Annotated in this window: 23 protein-coding genes and 1 pseudogene; 13 read left to right on the forward strand and 11 right to left on the reverse strand. The window is 60.2% G+C overall.

Annotated features, from left to right (window positions below):
- Positions 1 to 6: 6 nt before the first annotated feature.
- The 5 genes and pseudogenes from AC22G1_RS14530 to AC22G1_RS14550 form a co-directional block, all read right to left on the reverse strand.
- Complete coding sequence (locus AC22G1_RS14530; protein WP_487314004.1) at positions 7 to 234, reverse strand: tautomerase family protein; 228 nt, start codon at positions 232 to 234, stop codon at positions 7 to 9.
- A 10-nt stretch (positions 235 to 244) separates the two neighbouring features.
- Positions 245 to 1,027 (reverse strand): carboxymuconolactone decarboxylase family protein, encoded by a 783-nt coding sequence (locus tag AC22G1_RS14535; protein WP_487314005.1) that lies wholly within the window; start codon positions 1,025 to 1,027, stop codon positions 245 to 247.
- Positions 1,028 to 1,082: 55 nt separating this feature from the next.
- The gene (locus AC22G1_RS14540; RefSeq protein WP_487314006.1) at positions 1,083 to 1,829 is read right to left on the reverse strand and encodes an SDR family oxidoreductase; all 747 of its coding nucleotides are present in this window, start codon (positions 1,827 to 1,829) and stop codon (positions 1,083 to 1,085) included.
- Between the two features lie 163 nt (positions 1,830 to 1,992).
- A complete protein-coding gene (locus tag AC22G1_RS14545) occupies positions 1,993 to 2,376 on the reverse strand; it encodes a cupin domain-containing protein (protein ID WP_487316729.1) in 384 nt (127 codons plus the stop codon).
- A gap of 51 nt (positions 2,377 to 2,427) precedes the next feature.
- Positions 2,428 to 2,913: pseudogene (locus AC22G1_RS14550) on the reverse strand ((R)-mandelonitrile lyase); the annotation flags it as partial.
- Between the two features lie 270 nt (positions 2,914 to 3,183).
- On the opposite strand from AC22G1_RS14550, the gene AC22G1_RS14555 reads away from it, so the two are divergent.
- Together AC22G1_RS14555 and AC22G1_RS14560 are read left to right on the forward strand one after the other, a co-directional pair.
- The gene (locus AC22G1_RS14555) at positions 3,184 to 4,080 is read left to right on the forward strand and encodes a LysR family transcriptional regulator (protein ID WP_487314007.1); all 897 of its coding nucleotides are present in this window, start codon (positions 3,184 to 3,186) and stop codon (positions 4,078 to 4,080) included.
- 28 nt (positions 4,081 to 4,108) lie between these two features.
- Complete coding sequence (locus tag AC22G1_RS14560; RefSeq protein ID WP_487314008.1) at positions 4,109 to 5,011, forward strand: LysR family transcriptional regulator; 903 nt, start codon at positions 4,109 to 4,111, stop codon at positions 5,009 to 5,011.
- Positions 5,012 to 5,014: 3 nt separating this feature from the next.
- Here AC22G1_RS14560 and AC22G1_RS14565 read toward each other — a convergent pair whose 3' ends face one another.
- Together AC22G1_RS14565 and AC22G1_RS14570 are read right to left on the reverse strand one after the other, a co-directional pair.
- A complete protein-coding gene (locus AC22G1_RS14565; RefSeq protein WP_487314009.1) occupies positions 5,015 to 5,929 on the reverse strand; it encodes a LysR family transcriptional regulator in 915 nt (304 codons plus the stop codon).
- Between the two features lie 10 nt (positions 5,930 to 5,939).
- Complete coding sequence (locus AC22G1_RS14570) at positions 5,940 to 6,641, reverse strand: hypothetical protein (RefSeq protein WP_487314010.1); 702 nt, start codon at positions 6,639 to 6,641, stop codon at positions 5,940 to 5,942.
- Between the two features lie 173 nt (positions 6,642 to 6,814).
- Between AC22G1_RS14570 and AC22G1_RS14575 the strand changes: the two genes are divergently transcribed.
- The 7 genes from AC22G1_RS14575 to AC22G1_RS14605 all read left to right on the forward strand — a co-directional run bounded on the left by AC22G1_RS14575 (position 6,815) and on the right by AC22G1_RS14605 (position 13,355).
- Positions 6,815 to 7,813 (forward strand): LLM class flavin-dependent oxidoreductase, encoded by a 999-nt coding sequence (locus tag AC22G1_RS14575; RefSeq protein WP_487314011.1) that lies wholly within the window; start codon positions 6,815 to 6,817, stop codon positions 7,811 to 7,813.
- Positions 7,814 to 7,822: 9 nt separating this feature from the next.
- Positions 7,823 to 8,926 carry an alkene reductase gene (locus AC22G1_RS14580; protein ID WP_487314012.1) on the forward strand — a complete coding sequence of 368 codons (1,104 nt, stop codon included), beginning with the start codon at positions 7,823 to 7,825 and terminating at the stop codon, positions 8,924 to 8,926.
- A gap of 32 nt (positions 8,927 to 8,958) precedes the next feature.
- Positions 8,959 to 9,285, forward strand: a complete 327-nt coding sequence (locus AC22G1_RS14585; RefSeq protein WP_487314013.1) for an EthD family reductase — start codon at positions 8,959 to 8,961, stop codon at positions 9,283 to 9,285.
- A gap of 44 nt (positions 9,286 to 9,329) precedes the next feature.
- Entirely contained in the window at positions 9,330 to 10,265 is a 936-nt protein-coding gene (locus AC22G1_RS14590) for a nuclear transport factor 2 family protein (RefSeq protein ID WP_487314014.1), read from the forward strand.
- 288 nt (positions 10,266 to 10,553) lie between these two features.
- Positions 10,554 to 11,768, forward strand: a complete 1,215-nt coding sequence (locus AC22G1_RS14595) for an MFS transporter (RefSeq protein ID WP_487314015.1) — start codon at positions 10,554 to 10,556, stop codon at positions 11,766 to 11,768.
- Positions 11,769 to 11,822: 54 nt separating this feature from the next.
- Complete coding sequence (locus tag AC22G1_RS14600) at positions 11,823 to 12,791, forward strand: alpha/beta hydrolase (RefSeq protein WP_487314016.1); 969 nt, start codon at positions 11,823 to 11,825, stop codon at positions 12,789 to 12,791.
- A 141-nt stretch (positions 12,792 to 12,932) separates the two neighbouring features.
- Entirely contained in the window at positions 12,933 to 13,355 is a 423-nt protein-coding gene (locus tag AC22G1_RS14605) for a MerR family transcriptional regulator (protein WP_487314017.1), read from the forward strand.
- A gap of 39 nt (positions 13,356 to 13,394) precedes the next feature.
- On the opposite strand, the gene AC22G1_RS14610 is transcribed toward AC22G1_RS14605, so the two are convergent.
- From AC22G1_RS14610 to AC22G1_RS14620, 3 genes are read right to left on the reverse strand one after another with little or no spacing between them, the layout of a single operon-like run.
- On the reverse strand, positions 13,395 to 14,813 hold the full coding sequence (locus AC22G1_RS14610) for a coniferyl aldehyde dehydrogenase (RefSeq protein ID WP_487314018.1): 1,419 nt from the start codon (positions 14,811 to 14,813) through the stop codon (positions 13,395 to 13,397).
- Between the two features lie 3 nt (positions 14,814 to 14,816).
- Positions 14,817 to 16,070, reverse strand: coding sequence for a saccharopine dehydrogenase family protein (locus tag AC22G1_RS14615; protein ID WP_487314019.1), 1,254 nt, complete (start codon positions 16,068 to 16,070; stop codon positions 14,817 to 14,819).
- Entirely contained in the window at positions 16,067 to 16,954 is an 888-nt protein-coding gene (locus AC22G1_RS14620; protein ID WP_487314020.1) for an acetoacetate decarboxylase family protein, read from the reverse strand. The genes AC22G1_RS14615 and AC22G1_RS14620 overlap by 4 nt, the downstream gene beginning before the upstream one ends.
- A gap of 162 nt (positions 16,955 to 17,116) precedes the next feature.
- Between AC22G1_RS14620 and AC22G1_RS14625 the strand changes: the two genes are divergently transcribed.
- The gene (locus AC22G1_RS14625) at positions 17,117 to 18,028 is read left to right on the forward strand and encodes an NAD-dependent epimerase/dehydratase family protein (RefSeq protein ID WP_487314021.1); all 912 of its coding nucleotides are present in this window, start codon (positions 17,117 to 17,119) and stop codon (positions 18,026 to 18,028) included.
- On the opposite strand, the gene AC22G1_RS14630 is transcribed toward AC22G1_RS14625, so the two are convergent.
- On the reverse strand, positions 18,021 to 18,332 hold the full coding sequence (locus tag AC22G1_RS14630) for a hypothetical protein (protein WP_487314022.1): 312 nt from the start codon (positions 18,330 to 18,332) through the stop codon (positions 18,021 to 18,023). The two genes, AC22G1_RS14625 and AC22G1_RS14630, sit on opposite strands and share 8 nt — an antisense overlap.
- 224 nt (positions 18,333 to 18,556) lie before the next feature.
- Between AC22G1_RS14630 and AC22G1_RS14635 the strand changes: the two genes are divergently transcribed.
- From AC22G1_RS14635 to AC22G1_RS14645, 3 genes are all read left to right on the forward strand, one after another.
- Complete coding sequence (locus AC22G1_RS14635) at positions 18,557 to 19,381, forward strand: radical SAM protein (RefSeq protein WP_487314023.1); 825 nt, start codon at positions 18,557 to 18,559, stop codon at positions 19,379 to 19,381.
- Between the two features lie 31 nt (positions 19,382 to 19,412).
- Positions 19,413 to 20,309 carry a bestrophin family protein gene (locus tag AC22G1_RS14640; protein ID WP_487314024.1) on the forward strand — a complete coding sequence of 299 codons (897 nt, stop codon included), beginning with the start codon at positions 19,413 to 19,415 and terminating at the stop codon, positions 20,307 to 20,309.
- A gap of 128 nt (positions 20,310 to 20,437) precedes the next feature.
- Positions 20,438 to 21,328 (forward strand): LysR family transcriptional regulator, encoded by an 891-nt coding sequence (locus AC22G1_RS14645; RefSeq protein ID WP_487314025.1) that lies wholly within the window; start codon positions 20,438 to 20,440, stop codon positions 21,326 to 21,328.
- Positions 21,329 to 21,356: the final 28 nt, after the last annotated feature.

The following is a 21,356-nucleotide window of genomic DNA, read 5'->3' on the forward strand; positions in this document are numbered from 1 at the left end:
CGGGTATTACATCTCGTAGCCGGGCTTTTTATAAAGGCTGTCCCATTTGGCTTTGATTTCGGGCCGGTACACCTGTTCGGCCCAGTCATCCAGGCTGATTTCTTCAAAGGCCACCGATACTGGATCGGCGCCGTGATCCAGAACCTGCATCACACTCTGGGTGATTTGGTCAGCCAGTTGCTGCTTTTGCTGCTCGGTTTTACCGGGAATGAGTTTGACGACAATGTGTGGCATGAATGACTCCTTAAGCGCCCTTACGGCTTGCAAACACCTTCTTCACCACCGGTAAGGCGGAGAAGACCTTGGGCCAACCGGCATAAAAGGCCAGTTGGGTCAGCATTTCTGAGGCCTCACTCTGGGTCAGGCCGTTATCCATGGCTTTGTTGAGGTGAAACGGCACCTGCTCGGCCTGCCCGGTGGCAATGAGCGCACTGACCGTGACTAAGCTGCGGTCGCGCGGCGCCAGCGCTGGCCTTAGCCACAGGTTTAAAAACAGCGCTTCGGTGGTGTAATGCACCACGCCGGGGGCGGTGTCGCCATAAAGCCCGGCCACCAGTGCCTTGCGCTTGGCCTCGGTATCTTTGTCCAACGCCAGCAGCTTGGCTTTGGCCGGTGGCAAGGCGCTTTGGGGGATATGGCGTTTGGCAAAGATCTCAGCGCAGGCATTGGCGGCCGCTTCGGCGTTGCCAAGGCCGGCGTAAAACGCCAGGTGGTAAATCACTTCGGAGATCTCGGCCGGGGTCAGGCCATTGTCCAAGGCCCGGTCAATTTCCGGGGCCAGCACCGAGCTTTGGTCACGGGCGATCATGGCGCCAAGGGTGACCAGGCTGCGGTCGCGCCCGCTAAGGCCAGGGCGATGCCAAAGCTCTTGGTCTACCAGCTTTTCTTTTGCCTCTGCCAAGGCTGGCGACACCCCGCTCGTCTCTGCGCCAAGCGCTCCTGCACTCATCAACACCGGCAACGCCAAGAGCAGCGGTTTGGCCAAGAGGCGGGGGCCAAAAAGGCGGTTAAAAGCAAAAGAAAACATGGCAATACTCCCATTGAAAAGCGCAGGAGGCGGTAACCCGCCTCCTGCTGCCTGATTAGATTTCCTGGGCGGTAGGGCGGAACAGGATTTCGTTGATGTCCACGTCCTCAGGCTGGCTGATGGCAAAGGCCACAGCGCGGGCAAAAGCCTCAGCCGGGATAGCGAACTGGTCATAGAACGCCTGCATGCCAGCACCGATGTTTGGGTCGGTAATGTGGCTCGGCAGCTCGGTGGCTACCGCGCCGGGAGACAGCACGGTGGTGCGCAGGCCGTAAGGGGTGACTTCCTGGCGCAGGCCTTCGTTGATCACCCGCACCGCATGTTTGGTGGCGCAGTAGATGGTGCCGGACGGCGTAACCTTGTGGCCGGCCACGGAAGACACGTTGATGACGTGGCCGCTTTTACGGGCCTTCATGTGGGGCAACACGGCAGCAATACCGTAGAGGGTGCCTTTGATGTTGATATCAATCATGTTGTCCCACTCGTCGACCTTGAGGCTCTCGAGCATGGACTGCTGCATCAGGCCGGCGTTGTTGACCATCACATCCACCTGACCAAAGGTACTGATGGCGGCGTCTACCAGGGCTTGGACCTGGGCTTTGTCGGTAACATCGGTTTGCACTGCCAGCGCCTTGCCGCCGGCTTGTTCCAGCTCGGCCACCAAGCTTTGCAGGCGGTCCAGGCGGCGGGCACCCAGCACCACGGTGGCGCCCAGGGCGCTCAGGTGGCGGGCAGTTGCCTCGCCCAGGCCGCTGCTGGCACCGGTAATAACAACGACTTTACCTTCGATATTGTTGCTCATGGGGTTGCTCCATTCAGGTGTTAGCGGTAGCCGCTGCCGGGCGCTTCTCGCCGGGCAGCGCTGTCTGTTACCAGCCACTATAGAGAGATTTATTTATTGATTAAGATGGCTAAAGCGAATGCACCCATGCATATAAATCATGAATATCCCATTCGCGTTGCCGTTACTGCGCTTCGGGCAGGGTCAGCCAGGTCACCGCATTAGCGCCAACAAACTGCTGAATGGCCACTTCGGTCAGAGAGCTGCCCTTGGCGGCGCCATGCCAGTGCTTAACCCCGGCCGGCGTCCAGACCACATCGCCACTGCTGACTTGCTGCGGCGCCTTACCTTCTTGTTGCACCCAGCCAAGGCCGCGGGTGACGATCAGTAGCTGCCCTTTGGGATGGGTGTGCCAGGCGGTTTGGGCGGCGGGCATGAAGCTCTCATAAACGGCGCTCAAGTCAGTTTGGTCATTAGCAAGAAAAAGCGGCGAGCTGATGGCGTCGCCCCGGTATTGCTTATCGGTGCCCCGAAAATCAGCCTGGTGGCCAGGGTGTAGCACCACCATGGTGTTGGCGTGGGTCAGGGCCTTGAGTTTTGCTGGCGAAAGGGCGCTGAGATAATCCTTGTCGCTGACCTTTTCCAGCCAATTGACGTTGTTACCGTCCACCGCTTCCTGGATGGCGTAGTGGGTCATGGCGCTGGTGTCGGTAGCACCATGCCAATGCTTGACTCCGGCCGGCGTCCACACCACGTCACCGGCATTAATAAGTTGCTTGGGCTGGCCTTCTTGCTGCACCCAGCCCTGGCCCTTGGTCACCACCAGCAGCTGCCCTTTGGGGTGAGTGTGCCAGGCCGAACGAGCGCCGGGGTCGAAGGTCACCTCCCCTACCGACAAGTCGCTTTGCCCGGCTTTGGGGAAAAACACCGGGGTAATGGTGGCGTGGCCGGTAAAGCGCTTTTGTGGCCCCTGGATAACCGCCTGGCTGGCGTTTTTAAAGATTTGCATATCAGCAATTGGAGCGTCAGAGTCTGCGGCCGCCGCGCCCGAGACCAGCATCAACGCCGCCCCCATCAGACCGAGTGTGCGGATTGTGGTTTGCATAAAGATCCCCTGTGGTTGCCAAAGCGGCCGAGCCTTGGCGGCGCCGGCAGCATCAACCCAGCAGCATTGCCCAGGGAGAGCAGGCGATTAAGCGCACCCACCAGAATACGGATATGAGCAAATCTCATATATCCGCTGCAGCCCAGGCGGTACAAGGCCTGGAAACAAGACGCAATCTAGGGGTAAGGGGGGGATGGCTTGCTATCTGTCGGGGCAAACACATAATTTGGAGCAACATAATAGATGCCGTTTCATTGAGGACGCTCATAAGTGAGCCGCGAAAGTTACAGCGATCTGCTGGCGTTTATTGCCGTCGCCAAAGAGCGCAGCTTCACCCGAGCCGCCGCCAGCCTGGGCATTTCCCAGTCGGCGCTCAGCCACACCATTCGCAAACTTGAAGAGCGGATGGGGATACGGCTGCTAACCCGCACCACCCGTAGCGTCGCCCCCACCCAGGCCGGTGAGCGGTTAATGATGCGAGTGGCCCCCCATTTCGAGGAAATTGATGCTGAATTGGCTGGCCTTAACGAGCTAAAGGAAAAGGCCTCCGGCACCATTCGTATCTCGGCCAGCGACCACGCCATCGACACCATTTTGTGGCCAAAGCTGGCGCCTTTTTTAAAAGAGCACCCGGATATCCATGTGGAGTTCAACTCCGACTACGGCCTGACCGACATCGTCGAGCACCGTTTTGACGCCGGGGTGCGCTTTGGCGAGCGCCTCGGTAAAGACATGATAGCGGTGCGTATCGGCCCGGATCTGCGCATGGCGGCGGTAGCCTCCCCCGAGTATCTAGCCAGCCATGGCCACCCCAAGACGCCGCAAGACTTGGTAAAACACAACTGCCTCAACCTGCGCCTGCCCACCTACGGCGGCCTTTACGCCTGGGAGCTGGAAAAAGGCGAGCGCCAGCTTAATGTCAATGTGCAGGGGCAGTTGGTGTTCAACGGCGTGCGGCCTATTACCCGGGCAGCGGTGCAGGGCTTTGGCATCGCCTTTTTGCCCGAAGACTGCTTTACCGAGCACATCGAAGACGGCACTTTGGTCAGGCTGCTGGAAGACTGGTGCCCGCCATTTACCGGCTATCACCTTTACTACCCCAACCGCCGCCTGGCTTCACCGGTTTTCGATCTGGTGCTTGAGCAGCTGCGGGTATCCAGCCGCTAGCCCTTTAACCCAAAGGTAGTGACCCATTTTGGCAAGAGAAAACCTCAACGATCTGGTGGCCTTTGTCACAGTAGCCCGGGAGCGCAGCTTTACCCGGGCCGCCGCCCAGCTCGGCATCTCCCAATCGGCGCTCAGCCACAGCATGCGCAACCTCGAAGCGCGGCTTGAGGTGCGGCTGTTAACCCGCACCACCCGCAGCGTGTCGCTGACCGATTTGGGCCAGAAATTTTTGGACGATCTGGGCCCGGACCTGGACGCCATTCAAGACAAGATCCAATCCATCAAAGACTTGAGTGACAAGCCCTCCGGCACCATCCGTATTTCCACCTCGGACATGGCTGTTTATGGCCTGCTGTGGCCCAAGCTCAAATCCTTTCTAAAGGAGTACCCCGATATCCGCCTGGAGCTGATTGACGACTACGCCCTGGTGGACATCGTGGCCAAGGGCTTTGATGCCGGTACCCGGCTGGGGGAGCACTTGTCAGACGGCATGATCTCGGTGCGCATCGGCCCGGATGTGCGCTTTGCGCTGGTGGCCTCCCCTGGCTACCTGGCTCAGCACCCGGCCCCGGCTCACCCCCATGATGTGATGGGCCACAGCTGTATTGGCCTGCGCCTGCCCACTCACGGCAATTTGTATGTGTGGGAGTTTGAAAAAGACGGCAAGGCCCTTAACGTCAAAGCCGATTGCCAACTGGTGTTTAGCCGCACCGAGCAGCAAATCATGGCTGCCCGCGAAGGCCAGGGGCTGGCCCACGTGCCACGGGACATGGCCCAGCCCTATCTCGACAGTGGCGAGCTGGTTAGCCTGTTGGACGACTGGTTTCCGCTGTGGGACGGTTTTTACCTCTACTACCCCAGCCGCCGCCAGCCTTCCAAGGCTTTTGAACTGCTGCTAGACAGGCTGCGCCACCATCAGCAACAGCCCTGAGGCTTAGCCATCTAACAGCCCTTGCTCGGCAGCGGCCACCAGCGCGTCCACCACATGGCGGATCTTGGGTAACAACTGCCGGTTTTTAGGCCACAGGGCATTGATGGGCATCTCCCCTCCCGAGTGGCCGGCCAGCACTTCGGTAAGCTCGCCCCGGGCCAGGTGTTCACCCACCAGCCACAGCGGCAATTGCGACAAACCGCAGCCAGCCAACACCGCAGCCAGCATGGCGTCACCGTCGGCAAACTCATGGGTGGGCGGTGGCGTGTAGCGGCGAATGTGGCCGTCTTTTTCCTTGAGCAGCCACGACAGCGGCTGATTGCGGCGAAATCCCACCACACATTGGTGGCCAGCCAGTTCCTGGGGGGTCATGGGCTCGCCGTTAAACAGCAGGTATTGAGGAGAGGCGCAGATCACCAGTTTCTGGGTGGTCAGGCGCCTTGCCACCAGGCCGCTGCTGTCGGCCAGCTCACCTATGCGTACCACCAAGTCGACCCCTTCTTCGATAAGGTCGACAAAGCGCTCGCTAAAAGTCACCGTCAGGGCCAGCTCCGGGTAGCGCCGGCCAATATCCAGCAGCAACGGCAAGATACGCCGGCGCCCAAAGGCGGCGGGCAAGTCTACCCGCAGCCGCCCGGCCGGGCGCATGCGGTGGGAGCTGAGCTCCGACTCGGCCTCCTCCAGGATCTCCAGGGCGTTTTGGCAACTGGCCAGATACCGCTCACCGTCAGGGGTGAGGCTCAAGCGCCGGGTGGAGCGTTGGAACAAGGTCAGGCCCAGCCGCGCCTCAAGACGGCCAACACTTTTGGCCACCGCCGACTTGGTCAGCCCAAGGCGCTCAGCCGCCGCCGTAAAGCTGCCTTGCTGAGCCGTGGTAACAAAGGCGGTAATGCCGCCGAAATGATCCGTTGTTCGCATCGCTCCTCTCTTATCTGCCGGGGTCAAATGCCTCGATAGTCAGGTAACGGCCCTGGCGTTCACGCAAGATAAACCGGGCCTGCCGGGTGCCAAGGGTAATGGCCAGTTCTAGGCCGTTTGGCGCCGCGTTGAGTGCCGATAATGGCGCCGGGGCACTTTCTGCCAGCCACCTTTGCCACTGCTGGGCCTGCGCCTTGTCGCCCATCAGCGCCCCCAACGCGGCCAATTCTCCCCTTGCCTCCAGGTAACGAAGATGCGCCGTAAGTGATGCCAGGCGATTGGCGGCAAAAGACGGGGCAAAGTACCGGGCCGGATTGGGCGCTACCGGGGTCTTTTGGATAAAGTGAAAGGCGGCCCTGTCTTGCCGGTCAAAGCGCAGTTGGGTGTGATAGGCGATCACGGCCCCGCCCAGGCGGCCATCATTTCCCAGTACCTGGTAGTGCACTGTCATATCCAGCTCGGCGCTGTCCGGGCCCGTTTGGCGAAAGCGCGGCTCGGTGATGACATGGGCGTCTTCTTCCCAGGGCACCGACCCCAGCCAGCGGGCCATAGCAGCGCTTCCTTCAGCCAGTAACTGGCGGCCGGCATGCACCAGGCGCACATCCGGCGTGAATATCGCCAGATGCTGCGCCACAGGCTCGGTTTGGCCTTCAAAAAAGGCAAACCAGCGATGGGCGATGTCGATGCTGGCATGAAGCCTGGCCTGATCCATAAATGCGGTCCTCTCGGTTAGGTGGCGACGCCAGCATACGCCGAGCACAACAGGCACATTGGCGAATATATGTCGCCATTAAAGCGAACGAAAGGGCGTTTATCGCAAGATAGCTCACAGACATACTGCCAACCCGACCAAGCCACAGGGCTAAATCGACTGAGGAGTTTGTCATGAGTAACGCCGATATCCCGCTGTCATTGCTGGATCTGGTCCCCATTACCGAGGGCCACAGCATCAGTGACGCCCTGCATCACAGCACCGCGCTGGCCCAGGCGGCGGAGGCGGCCGGCTACCACCGCTATTGGGTTGCCGAGCACCATAACCTGACCGATATCGCCAGCGCCGCCACGTCGGTAGTGCTCAGCCATATCGGTGCCAAAACCCGCACCATCCGCCTGGGTTCCGGCGGGATCATGCTGCCAAACCACGCGCCGCTGATGGTGGCCGAACAGTTCGGCACCCTAGAATCCTTGTACCCGGGGCGTATCGATCTGGGCCTTGGGCGAGCGCCGGGCACCGATATGGAAACCGCCCATGCCCTGCGCCGCGACACCCGGGCCAAGGGCCTGGACTTCCCGCAGATGGTCGATGAGCTGCAAAGCTATCTGGCGCCGGCCAAGCCGAGCCAGAGGATCCGCGCCATTCCCGGCAACGGCCTGGCCATTCCCCTTTGGCTGCTGGGGTCGAGCACCTTCAGCGCTCAGCTGGCTGCCATCAAGGGCCTGCCTTTGGTGTTTGCCTCGCACTTTGCTCCCGATGCCATGACCGCCGCGGTGGAAATCTACCGCAGCCACTTCCAGCCTTCGGCCCAGCTCGATGCCCCCTACGTGATGATTTGCGTGAACGTGGTGGCCGCCGATTCGCAAAAAGAAGCCGAGCATCTGTCCACCACCGAGCTGCAAAAATTCCTGAACCTGGGCCGGGGGGTCGATACCTTGCTGCCCAAGCCGGTGCAAAGCATGGACGACATCTGGCACACCATCGAAGCCCAGCGGGTTTTGAGCCAGTTGCGCGAGTCAATCTGGGGCACGCCGGCCCAGGTAAGAGAAGGCTTGGCGTCGCTGGTTAAGCGCACCGGGGCCAACGAGATCATGGTCAACTCCTGGATCCACGACCCACAGGCGCGCATCTATTCCCACCAGTTGATCGCCCAGGCCTGGCAACAGTAAGGAGCGCTGATGAAAACCCTGCTCAGCCCCTTCAGACTGGCCGATACCTCCCTTGCCAACCGGGTCGTGATGGCGCCCATGACCCGTTCGCGGGCCATTGACGGCCACCCGGATGCACAGACCGCCCGCTACTATGCCCAGCGCGCCAGCGCCGGGCTGATGATCTCAGAAGGGTTACCGGTATCGGCCCAGGCCGTGGGGTATCTGCATACCCCGGGTATTTACCTGCCAAGCCAGGTGGCTGCCTGGCGCCAGGTTACCGATGCCGTGCATGCCAAAGGGGGCCGCATTTTTGCCCAGCTTTGGCATGTGGGCCGGGTTTCGCATCACAGCTTGCAGCCCGGAGGCCAGGCCCCGGTCAGCGCGGTGGCGGTGGCAGGGGGCAGCGCCTATGCCTTTGACAGCAACGGCCAACCGGCCACCGTACCGGCCAGCAGCCCGGTCGCCCTCGACGAAAAGGGCATAGGCGCGGTTATCCAAGAATTTCGCCAGGCGGCCGCCAATGCCATGGCGGCCGGTTTTGACGGCGTCGAGCTGCACGGCGCCAACGGCTACCTTATCGAGCAATTTATCAACCCGGTGCTCAACACCCGTAGCGACCGCTACGGCGGCCAGAGCTTGCAAAGCCGCAGCCGGTTGCTGCTAGAGATAGTGGCCCAAATAGCCGAAGAGATAGGCGCCGGGCGCCTGGGGGTAAGGCTCTCGCCATTCAATACCCTGCAAGATATGCCCCCCTACCCGCAAACCCTTGAGACCTACGCTTTTATCAGCGAAATGCTCAATGAGTACCAGCTGGCCTATGTGCACCTGGCGTGCCAGGGGGCGGTACTTAGCAGTGGCCTGCTGGCCGAGGTGCGCCGCCGCTGGCAAGGCCCGCTGATCCTCGCCGGGGGCCTGACCCCCGAGCAGGCCGACAACCTCATCGCCGAAGGCATCACCGATCTGGCCGCCTTTGGCACGCCCTTTATCGCCAACCCCGATTTTGTGGAGCGCATCCGCCACCAATGGCCTCTCGCCATGGTGGACAGGGCCAGTTTTTACGGCGGTGGCGCTAAAGGCTACACCGATTACCCCCCTTACCAACCCCAAGGCGCAGCGCCGGCAACAAGCTGAGCGCGCCTTCTGTTCACAAAACGGAGTCATTCATGTCAGAGACTAAAGGTTTTAAACACGTTGGCCTTATCACCAAAAAAGCGGACCAGAGCTTTGAAGAGTTCGTGGCGCACTGGCTGGAGGTACACAGTGCCATTGCCGTTAAGGTGCCGGGCCTTCGCAAATACGTCATCAACCCTATCGACCGGGAGCAATATCCCGACTCCCCCATCGATGGCTTTTCCGAGTTGTGGTTCGACTCCCTGGAAGCCGCCGAGGCCGCTTTTGCCTCGCCGGTTGGCCAGGAGGCCTTTGCCGATGTCCCCAACTTTGCCGAGCACGTTGCGGTGACCTACATCACCGAAGTGCAAAAGTTCTAAGCCGCGCCGGGCCACAGCGGCCCGGCCCAGGCAAGCGAGGCACCATGAGTAACATCATTAAACGCGGTGAGGCGCTGTCGTTGTTGGCCGATTTCCTGGCACTTTGGCAGGGGCAGCCAGGCACGGCCAATCCCTTTAGCGACACCATAAACCTGCTGAGCAGCCACAAAGGTAAACGTCAGGGGCTGGCCGAGGTCACCCAGGCCTTTGCAGAACCCAACGACATGGCCCTTATCGCCACCAATCACTATGTCACCGGTAACGATCAGGGCCTGGCCATGGTTAGCGCCTATCTGGGGGGCGAGGTGTCTGCCAAAGGCGCCAGCCAGCCCTCCACCCTGCTAGGTGGCGTGCTGAGATTGACCCTGACCAGGGAAAACGGCAGTTGGAAGATAAGCGAGTTGCTGGTCAATATCGGCTGGGTTGAGGGCGACAGCCGGCTGTTAAGCACCTGGAAGTTGCCCCCTGGGCAACGGGGCTGGCGCCCGGGCGATCTTCCGCCGGTGCTGGTCAGTGAGCTCGACTCGCCCTGGGTCTGCCTGCCGGACAACCAGGTTGAGGCCAGTGTCGAAACCCGCATTGCCGAGGCCTACTCGCGCTACAGCTGGGGGATAGACCAAAACGACATGGCGCTTTTTAAAAGCTGCTACACCGAGGATGCCAAAGGCCTGTTTCCTCCCCTTGGCCCGCTGGAAGGCTTGCATGACATCACCGGTGCCTTGAAAGAATTTCGGCGCCACTGGCCCTGGATGCAGCACTATGGCGTGCCGCTGAAGATTGTTGTGGCAGAGGATGGCCAGCACGCCCAGATGTGGGTTGGCCGCCTCATTCCCGGGCACCGGCTCAACGAACACCAGCAGCAGCTGTACGGGGCCTACTACCGTATTGAGCTGCGCCTTGAGCAAGGCTTGTGGAAATTTAGCTGGAGTGAATACGTGCCGGGCTGGCTGACCGAGGCGCAAATGCCTTACCACCAGTAGCACCTTGAAAAATGCGGCGGTCGCTTAAAAGAGCTGCCGCCGCAACGGGCTTTGCCTGCATTAATTAAAAAATGAATTAATCCGCTGCTGCCGGATTGGCACTCACACTAAAAAAGCTATTAATAAACATAAAAATCAAACAGTTAAATTAATGAGTAAGCCTCATAACCAATGTGAGGCGAATTCGCTTAATTTCTGCTCAGCGCTCCTTATCATGACCTCTCCCATCTTTTATTTGCTTGTGCTGCCAGCAAGGCGCTGGCACAGAGTTTCGCTGTGGAGTGTGAAATGTCCCCAACCTTGTTGCCCGCCAAACAGATGTGGAGCGCCATTGGCTCCATGGCGCTGTGCGTGGCCATGCTGATTGCCTCGGAGTTTATGCCGGTCAGCCTGCTGACCCCCATTGCCGCCGATCTCAATGCCACCGACGGCATGGCTGGCCAGGCCATTTCCATCTCCGGTTTTTTTGCGGTGCTGACCAGCCTGCTGATAGCCCCCATTGCTGGCCGCTATGACCGCCGCCATGTGCTGCTTGCCATGACGGTACTGATGCTGGTGTCACTGGTGCTGATTGCCAGCGCTGCCAACTTCAGCCTGCTGATGGTGGCAAGGGCGCTGCTGGGTATGGCCGTTGGCGGCTTCTGGGCCCTGTCCACGGCCACCGTCATTCAACTGGTCCCCAAGGCCATGGTGGCCCGCGCCCTTGGCATGATTTACATGGGTAATGCCGTAGCCACCGCCTTTGCCGCGCCCATCGGCGCCTACCTGGGCGCCATTGTGGGCTGGCGCGCCATCTTCTGGGGGCTGGTGCCTTTGGTGCTGTTGAACCTGGTTTGGCAGCTGCGGGCCATGCCCTCCATGCCGCCCAAAGCCGGCATTCCGGTATCCAGGGTCTTTGCCCTGTTAAAACGCCGCCATGTGGCCTTTGGCATGACCGCAGTGATGCTCACCTTCTCGGGCATGTTTGCCACCTTTACCTATCTTCGCCCCTTTTTAGAAACCCGTACCGGGGTTAGCGCCAGCCAGCTTTCGCTATTGCTGCTGGGGCTGGGGCTGGCCGGTTTTTTGGGCACCAAGCTGGCCAGCAAGCTGCTGGAAAAAGAAAAGCTCTTTCCCATGCTGCGCTGGCTGCCGCTGGTGATCGCCGCCCTGACCCTGAGCCTGGTGTGGCTGGGGGGCCGGCTGGAAGGCGCCGCCGCGCTGATGATCGCCTGGGGCCTGGTGTTTTCGGCCATTCCGGTGTGCTGGTCGGCTTGGTTGGCCCATGCCATGGGCGATGACGCCGAAAGCGGTGGCGGCTTGATGGTGGCCGCCATCCAGCTCTCCATCATGCTCGGCGGCGCCGTCGGCGGCCTGCTGGTTGACCAAATCACCATTGTCGCCACCTTCCTGTTTGGCAGCGCCCTGCTGGTGCTGGCGTCCATGGTGATTGGCCGCGGCTTTAGGCTGGGCCGGCACCCGGTGGGGCGGCACCCGCTGGCCCAGCCAGACACCATCGATTAATCCCCGTTGCCCCTGGCAACCTCACTTTATCGACACCGCGTCAAAGGAACCGTTATGCCTCAAGATGCCAATAACTTTTATCAAAGCGACAAGGTCACTCAGCAAAGGGTGACCTTTCAAAACCAGTACCGGATGCAGGTAGTGGGCAACCTTTTTATCCCGAACGGCCTGGATAAAACCCAGGGCCACGCGGCGCTGGTGGTGGGCCACCCCATGGGCGCGGTCAAGGAGCAAAGTGCCAATCTTTATGCCACCAAAATGGCCGAGCAGGGCTTTGTCACCCTGGCGGTAGATCTGTCGTTTTGGGGGGAAAGTGAGGGCGAGCCACGCAACGCCGTTTCACCTGACCTTTACGCCGAAACCTTCAGCGCCGCCGTGGACTTTCTCGGCACCCGCCCCTTTGTCGATCGCCAGCGTATCGGCGGTATCGGCATTTGCGGCAGCGGCAGCTTTCTTATCAGCGCCGCCAAAATCGACCCTCGCCTCAAGGCCGTTGCCACCGTCAGCATGTACAACATGGGCGACGCCAACCGCCACGCCCTTCATAAATCCTTGAGCCTTGAAACGCGCAAGCAGGTGATAGCCGAAGCCGCCGAACAGCGTTATGTGGAATTTAGCGGTGGCGAGCCCCTGTACACCAGCGGCTCGCCCCATAAGATTGACGAAAACTCCCACCCCATCGAGCGTGAGTTTTTTGATTTCTACCGCACCGCGCGCGGGGAATTTACCCCCAAGAGTTCGTCACCGGCCCTGACCACTCACCCCACCCTTAGCAGCAATGTGAAGTTCATGAACTTCTATCCATTCAACGACATGGATGCCATTTCGCCGCGCCCGCTGCTGTTTATCACCGGCAGCGAAGCCCACTCGAAAGAGTTCAGTGAAGATGCCTATCAGCGCGCCATCGAGCCCAAGGAACTGTTTGTGGTGCCAGGCGCCGGCCATGTGGATTTGTATGACAGGGTTACCCTTATCCCCTTTGACAAACTGACCGGCTTCTTCCGCCAGCACCTGCCGGAATAACGGCGCCCAAGTGCGCTCTAAGCTCCTACCAAGGCGCTGCCTTCTCCTTGGCAGCGCCTCAGCCTTACGCTTTACCCAAGGTAATATCATTCCCATCAAGGTAACCTTGGGTAGGGCTTTTTAAGGTATGAGCAAGGCAGCATGAATATTGGAGAATTGGCAGAGCGCACCGGGCTTGCGCCATCGCGTATTCGCTTTTACGAACGCATCGGCCTTTTTAAGCTGGTAAAGCGCAAGGCCAACGGCTATCGCAGTTATCCCCCCGCGGCGGTGCAGGCCCTGAATCTCATCAGCAGTGCCCAGCAGGCGGGCTTTAGCCTGGACGAGCTGCGCACCCTGTTGCCGCCGGATCTCAATGATTGGCAGCACCAAGAGCTGCTGGCGGCCCTGAAGGCCAAGGTGGCGGACATCGAAGCTTTGGAGGCGCGCCTTGCCAATAGCAAGGGGCAGCTACTGGCCATTATCGGGGATATCGAGGCCAAGCCGGCGGATATAGACTGCGCCGCCAACGCCAAGCGGGTGCTGGCCAAGCTGCAAAAGGGCAAAGACCAGCAAGAAGAATGATAAAAGCCGGGGCAAGCCCGGCTTTTTCGTGGCAGACCGCTAGGGCCTTAGCAGCAGCGCCGTTGTCCATTTGGCCAGCTTGCCAAAGGGCGCCCGCAGCAGCCGTGGCAAGGCCCAGCGCCCCTGGATAAAGACCCCTTTGCCGTGGCTCATGGCCCTGAAGCCTTCAATGCCGTGGTAGGCCCCCATGCCGCTGGGGCCGACGCCACCAAAGGGCAAGTCGTCCTGAACCACATGCAACAAGGTGTTGTTGATCCCCACATTCCCCGAGGTGGTGCGGGCCAGTACGGCGGCGCATTGCTGGTCGGTGGCGCCAAAGTAATAGAGCGCCAGCGGCCGGGGCCGGGCATTGATAAAATCGATGGCCTCTTCCAGGGTGCGGTAGGTCAGCACTGGCAATACCGGGCCGAAGATCTCTTCTTGCATCACCGCCATCTGCGCCGTGGCCCCAAGAATCAGGGTGGGAGCCAGGGTGCGTTCCCTGGGCTTTGCTGCCCTGTTCCCCAGGGTTAGCACCTCGGCGCCCTGGCGGCGGGCATCGTCAATCAGGTTATTGAGGCGGTCAAAGTGGCGCGGGTTGACGATGGCGGTGTAGTCGTCGCTGTCCGGCCCTTTGGGATATAGCTGGGCCACTGCCTGTTGGTAATGGGCTATGAAGGCGTCGCGTTCATCCTCATGCACCAGGGCGTAATCGGGGGCGACGCAGGTCTGGCCGCCATTGGCCAACTTGCCGTAGGCAATATGGGCGGCGGCCTCAGCCTTGGCATGGCCGGGGGCCACCAGGGCCGGGCTCTTGCCACCCAGCTCCAGGGTCAGGGGCACCAGGTTGTCACTGGCTGATTGCATTATCTTGCGGCCCACCGCCGTACTGCCTGTAAAAAACAGGTGGTCGAAGGGCAAGCGGCTGAAATCGGCGCCCAGCTCAGGCCCGCCCAGCACCACCGCCACTTCCTCTTTGGGGAAGCTGGCCGCCAGCATTTCCTGCAATAGCGAACTGGTGCGCGGCGTCAGCTCCGACGGCTTGACCATGGCCCTGTTACCCGCGGCAAGGGCGGTAGCCAGGGGAATAAGAGTCAGGGACAGGGGGTAATTCCAGGGCGCCATGATGCCCACCACCCCCAGGGGTTGGTAGCTCACATAGGCCTTGCCTGATTGGTAGTAGAGGCTGACATGGCGGCGCTGCGGTTTCATAAAGCGGCGCAGCTTTTTACTCAGGTAGTCGATGGCCTGCACCACCCCCATCAGCTCCATGATGTCGGTTTCAAAGGCCGAACGATGGCTAAAATCGGCGCTGATGGCGGCCTGTAACCGCTGCCGGTAGGCCAGCACTGCTTTGCGCAACATAGCCAGCCGCGCCTTGCGCTGGCCAAGGCTGGGCGCGGCTTGCGCAAGAAAAGCGCTTCGCTGGGCGGCCAGCAAGGCCGGGAGATCCTGGTGGATGTTAAGGGTGTCTTGCATGATTTAGTGCCCCTCGCCAAGCGTAAAGGCCATGCCGCTGTGGCGGCGCAGGCGCTCAAGATAACCCTCGCCAAAGGCGCTGGCCGGAGTCCAAAAACCGCCGGGCCTGCCGGTTTTCTCACTGCCTGCTCGCATATCAAGGGCCAAAAAGAGGGCGGCTTGGCCCAACATCTTGGCGGTGGCGCCATAGCCTGGGTCCCGGTCGCCTGTGACCTTGAGGCTAAGGGCCCGGCCAGCCTCGCCCTTGCCCCAAAAGCGCAGGTCAAAGTAACCGGCAAGCTGGGCGGCGGGGCTTGGGCCCTCGCCGGGTTTGGGCAGTAAAAAGCGCTGCATCAAGTAGCGCCCCGGCTTAAGTAAAGCGCCGAGCATAAAGGCCCCCAGGGCCGCCACCACTCCAAAGGCCTTAAGGCGGCCCTTGAGGCCAGGGCCGGTCAGCAGCCCCTCGTTGTAGCTAAAGTCCTGGCCGTAGGCCTGCCCCAAGAGGGCATTGGAGCGGTGCACCACCCGTTCGTTAACGGCGGCCATCAGAAAGGGCGCCGCCCAGGACTGGGCGTTGTGGTCGTATTCGGCGGCTTTGACTTGATGCTGGCGGGCGCTGTTGAGCGGCGCCGGTGGGCACAGTGAATAGGGATTGTTGATGTCCTTGCGGATAGCCGGGTCGGCCAGGGCCTCTTCGATGAATTGAAGGATGCTGGCTACTGTGCCGCCAGAGGCGCCGCCTTTCATGGCCTTGACCCTCATGGTGACCTTGCCAAGGGGCTGGCCCCAGCGTTTGACGGCTTCTTGTTGCAAAAGCCACACCCCCATATCTGAGGGCACAGAGTCAAAGCCGCAGCAATGAACGATGCGGGCGCCGCTTTGGCGGGCGGCGGCCTGGTATTTGTCCACCATCCGCTTTATCCACTGGGCCTCACCGGTAAGGTCACAATAATCGGTGCCCCCTTCGGCGCAGGCCTTAATCAAAGGCTCGCCATAGAGGGCATAGGGGCCGACGGTGGACACCACGGCCTGGGTTTGGGCGCAAAGGGCGGCGATTTGGCTGGCGTCGGTGGCGTCGCTAATGAGTATCGGCAAGTCTTTGTCCGCTTCCCCCAAGGAGGCCTTAAGGGCTTCGAGCTTGGTGGCCGAGCGCCCGGCGATGGCCCAGCGCAGCGGTTCTTGGCTTTCTGCCAGGTACTGGCTCAGGTAGCGGGTCAAAATTTGGCCAACAAAGCTGGTGGCGCCGAACACCACCAGATCAAAACGGGGCGCTGTCATAGGCGGGCTCCTAAAGGGGTGGGTAGATGCAGGGCCGATTGGGCGTCCTGCACCACATCAAAACGCAGCACCAGCCCCGCCCCCAGCTGTTGCAGCAAGGTGCTCAAGGGGCCCTGGCCCCGGGTCAGGCGCAGTTTTCGCGGCAGCAGCTGCTGGGCAAAGGCCAGGGTATTGGTCTGCACCAGGGTTTGCTGCCAGCGGCCGTCAACTTGGTGGACCATGGTGGCTTGGCTCATATGAGACTGGCTGGGCACCCGGCGAAGGCGCGGCAGCGGCGCGCTGAGCGCCAAGTCCACCTTGCCGTCTGGCCCCAGGATGCGGGCACTGGCCTTATCGCTTATCTCGAGGTCGATATCGGCCCGCCATTTGGGCAGCTGGTAAGCCTCTACACCCCGCACTCTCGCTATCTCGGTGGTGACCGGCAAGGCCAGCACATGGGCATGAAAATGACGCTGGCCCATGGCGCTGATGAGTTCACCCAGCTGCGAGCCCTTGGCCCCTGGCGCCCGAACCACCACGGCGACTGAGGCCTCCTGGTAGGGGTCATTGTCGCAAAGGTCGTAGGCGAAAAAAGTGAGCGCCACCAGACCATAGCCAGGCAGGGCCCGCAAGGGTTCCAAAGGCACCGGCAAGGCTGCTTTGAGCTTGGCCATGGGGGCCAGCATCAGCAACTGCAGGTTTTGGCTGCGGTAGTAAAAGTTGGGGGCCCAGGTCAGGCCTATCCGCGAGTCGAGCTGGCGCTTGGGCAAGGTGCGAAACCAGCTGATGTCCCCAGCCAAGGGGTCTTTGGCCACCTGATCCAGGTCCGGGTTCATACGGTACCTGTGGTAATAGCCGCCGGCTATCACATCCACTTGCTGGCTGCCGAAGGTCACTTGGGTCATATCTTTTTCCATCACCTTGCCTACCTTGATTTAAAACCCAGGCGCCACTCTAAGGTTAAATCTCACTTTAAGGTCAATAGGCTGAGACCAGGCTTGACCTTAAATCTGGCTTTAACCTTAGCCTTAGTGCTACTGCAATAACGAGCAAAGAGGCAAGACAAGATGCAAACCATACTGGGCGCTAGCGGACAAATTGGCCAAGAACTGGCAAAGGCGTTAAAAGCGGACTTTACCGAGCAAATCCGCCTAGTTAGCCGCCGGCCGCAACAGGTTAACGGCAGCGACCAGCTGCTGAGCGCCGATCTGTTGGACGCCGGCCAGACCATGGACGCCGTAGCCGGCTCAGAGGTGGTCTACCTCACCGCCGGCCTGCCCATGGACACGGCGCTCTGGCAGGCCCAGTGGCCGCTTATCATGGAAAACGTCATCAACGCCTGCGCCGCCCACAAGGCCAAGTTGGTGTTTTTCGACAACACCTACATGTATCCCCAGACCAGTGCGCCCCAGACCGAAGAGACCCCCTTTGTGCCTTATGGCGCCAAAGGCCGGGTGCGGGGCGAAATTGCCAGTATGCTGCTTGAGGCCATGGCAAAGGGCCGGGTGCAGGCCCTTATCTGCCGGGCCCCGGAGTTTTACGGGCCGGGCAAGACCCAGAGCATCACCAACGCCACCGTCATCAACCCCTTGAAGGCAGGTAAAGCCGCCAAGGTGTTCTTGCGCGATGACACCCTTAGAAGCCTTATCTACACCCCCGATGCCAGCCGGGCCATGGCGCTTTTGGGCAACACCCCGGACGCCTTCGGCCAGACCTGGCACCTGCCTTGCGACGACAACCGCCTTACCTACCGCCAGTTTGTGACCCTGGCCGCCAAGGTGCTGGGGGCGGCGCCCCGCTACAAGGTGCTGAAGGCCTGGCAGCTCAAACTGGCCGGGCTTTTTAGCCAAACCTTGCGGGATGCGGCAGAACTGTTGCCCCGCTACCAGGTGGATAACCTTTTTGTATCGGACAAGTTCAAAGCGCGCTTTCCCGACTTTAAGGTCACGTCTTTTGAAGAAGGGCTCAGGGCTATATAGGCAGCCGTGGGAACAGCTCTTTTTCTTTATCCAGCGCCCAGGATTGGCGGTGCTGCGCCTCGGAGATGGGCGATTGCAGCCAGCGCAGCATGTCTTCCCACAGCCACTGGCAGGCGGGGCGAAAATACCCCATGTGGCCGATGCTGCAGCCATGCACCTCGATGTCTCTGCAACTTTGCGGCGCCTGGCTATAAGCCTTGATGAAGGCGTCTCGCGATTGCACCAGCGCCCATAGGTCGTCCAGGGCGTTGGCCGCCATGATGGGGGTGGTGACGCTGGCATATTGGGCTTTGAGATAGGCCATGTCTGGCCCCTGCCACCCAAACCAAACCAAACCAAAAAAATAAAAGCAACGAATGGCGTTAATGCCCTTTTAATTTTCTTTGTTTAAGCGGGATTTACTCAATAGACAACGCTTATCAAGCGGTAAATTCAAACGATTTCACAGCACTCCTGATATTTGCCAAGATCCAGCCATGGTTGTTTTTATTGCATGTTCACCGGGCTTATGACGAAAAGGGTGTGAAAATGGCAACATTCAGCTCGTTTTTAACGGGACGTTATTTACGGATCTCACTTTTAGATTCTTGTCATTTTCAATGTGAATACTGCGTTGATAAAAACGCGCAGCATTCATCTCTCAGCGCATCGGTTGCCCTGACCCTCAATGAACTGAGCCTGCTGATAAAAAGCCTGGTTCACCTTGGCCTTCGCAAGGTGCTGCTGGCCGGCTGTGAGCCGCTGCTGCGGGGCGACATCATTGCCCTTTGCCGGCGCATTGCCCACCTGCCCGGGCTGGTTGAGCTGGCGCTGCTGACCAACGGCCAACTGCTTGCCGAACAGGCCGCCGCGCTCTTTACGGCCGGGCTGTCGCGCATCGGCGTGCAGCTGGATAACCCCGCCGCTCTTGCCCCCAAGGCGCGCCTGGCAATAGATGCTGGCTTTAGCGCCGCAAATGCAGCGGGCTTTCGCCACACCACCTTGCTCAGCCGGTTACCAGCCGCAGCGCCTGCGGCGCAGCTGGAGTCTTTGTTGGCCCTGGCCCTGCATCACCGGCTGGACCTCACCCTTATCAGCGAGGATGTCAAAGCCCTGGCCAAGACCCTTGGCAACTACCCTGCCCTGGTAACAAAGGGCGCGCAGCAATGGCACCTGGCCGGTAGCGCCGACACCCAGTTGCAACTGCTGCCGGCCAAAGCGCAAACGCCAACCCATTTGCATTTAACTGCGGCCGGCACCTTATCCTTTGAAAATAAAAAGGCGCCTTTTCTTGATTTAAAAAATACCCTTGCCCATTCACCGGGCAGTTTAATTAAAATTAACAGCGTTATTCGCGAATTTATGGGCGAGTAATAATGCCTGCCTTTTTAAAAGCTGACATGCCATGATCATCCGCCGCGACACTTTTTGGTTTTCCACCCTTACCATGCGCAAGGGCTCAATTGTTAAACGTGTGGCCTGGCGCTGCTTGCTGATCACCTTGTTGGCCTGCATCATCGTGCTGGTGGAAAAACACTACCCCTCCACCTTTACCAAGGTCAGTGCCACCCCTTTTACGCTGCTGGGGTTGTCCCTTTCCATATTCCTCAGTTTTCGCAACAACGCCTGTTATGCCCGCTGGTGGGAAGGGCGGCAGATGTGGGGCAAAATCATCATCGAGGTGCGCTCTTTTATCCGCGAAAGCATTGCCCTGCCAGAACCCGCGCGGCGCGTCGCCCTTTACCAGCTGCTGGGCTTTGCCCATGCCCTTGGCGCCCGCCTGCGCGGTGCCAGCGAGTACCGGGCCGCCAAGCCCTGGGTGGCCGAGCTGAGTGACGACGGCTGCGACAACATCAGCGATCTGCTGCTTCGCCAGCTGGGGGAGCGCTGCGCAACACTTGCCAAAGAAGGGCAGATGAGCGAATGGCGCTACATTACCCTGGAGCAGCGCCTGCAAGGCTTAAGCGAGGCCCAGGCCAACTGCGAGCGCATTAAAAACACGCCGCTGCCCTTTCCCTACACCTTGCTGCTGCACCGCACCACCTTCCTGTTTTGCCTGCTGCTGCCCATCGCCATGGCCGAGCCCCTGGGCTGGCTGGCGCCGCTCTTTACCACCATGGTCAGCTACACCTTTTTTGGCCTCGATGCCATTGCCACCGAGCTGGAAGACCCCTTTGGCATGGAGGACAACGATCTGCCCCTCGACGCCCTTATTCGCACCATAGAGCGGGAGATCCTGGCCGCCACCGGCACCAAGGCCCTGCCGCCGCCACTTAAACCGGTGAATTTTGTACTGAGCTGACGGCGCCGCCGTCGGCTTTTTTGCGTTTTAGCCAGCACTCTCACCGCCCCCGCCTTGCCAAGCCCCGCGCCAGCATCGTTAATTACCCTCATCGACATTGCGGTACGCCGCCAGCCATAGGGCCTTTTATGGATATAAAACAACTCAAATTTCTTATCGCCCTCGACCAAACCCGCCACTTTCGTAAAGCCGCCGAGCTTTGCCACGTTACCCAGCCCACCCTGTCCATGCGCATCAGCAAGCTTGAAGACGAGCTGGGCCTGGAGCTGGTCAGGCGTGGCCACCGCTTTGAGGGCTTTACCGACTCGGGGCTGCGCATTCTGGCCTGGGCCAAGACCCTGCTGGCCGCCCACGACGGCCTCAAGGTCGAAGCCGCCAGTTGCCGGGGCCAACTGGTGGGTAACCTGCGTTTAGGCATGGTGCCGCTGTCGAGCTTTGACGCCATGGAGCTGGTAAAACCGCTATCCAGCCAATACCCGGAGCTGTCGTTTCAGCTTTCCTCCATGAGCTCAGAAGACATCATCGAGCACCTTGGCAGCAACCAGCTGGACCTTGGCCTTTGTTACCTCGACGAAGTAGACCCGGAGCGTTTTGACATCATCGAACTGGCGGTCACCGAGATGGGGCTGCTGTTTGACGAGCGCTATTTTCGCTTTGCAAGCACCACCCTTGATTGGCAAGAGGTGGTGTCGGTGCCCCTTGGCATGCTGAGCCGCACCATGCGTTTTCGCCAGGCCATCGCCGTCAAACTGGCCGGCCTTGGCCTACACGCAAGAACGGTGCTGGAGAGCGATTCCACCTACCAGCTGATGCAGGCGGTAAGGGCCGGGGTGTGCTGCGCCGTGATGCCCCGCCATAGCGGCATGGAAAGCCTCAGCGACACTTTGCAATTGCTGCCCATTGGCGACGGCGCCACCCATTCACCGGTGGGCCTGGTGATGCGCCGCGCCGAGCCGCGTTCGGCGCTGGCCGAGCAATGCTTTGCCGCCGCCCAAAAGGTGCTCAGTATCGGCCTGTAAAACAGGCAAAAAAAAGCGCCAGCGAAAG

The organism is Gallaecimonas zhanjiangensis (genome assembly GCF_057624825.1).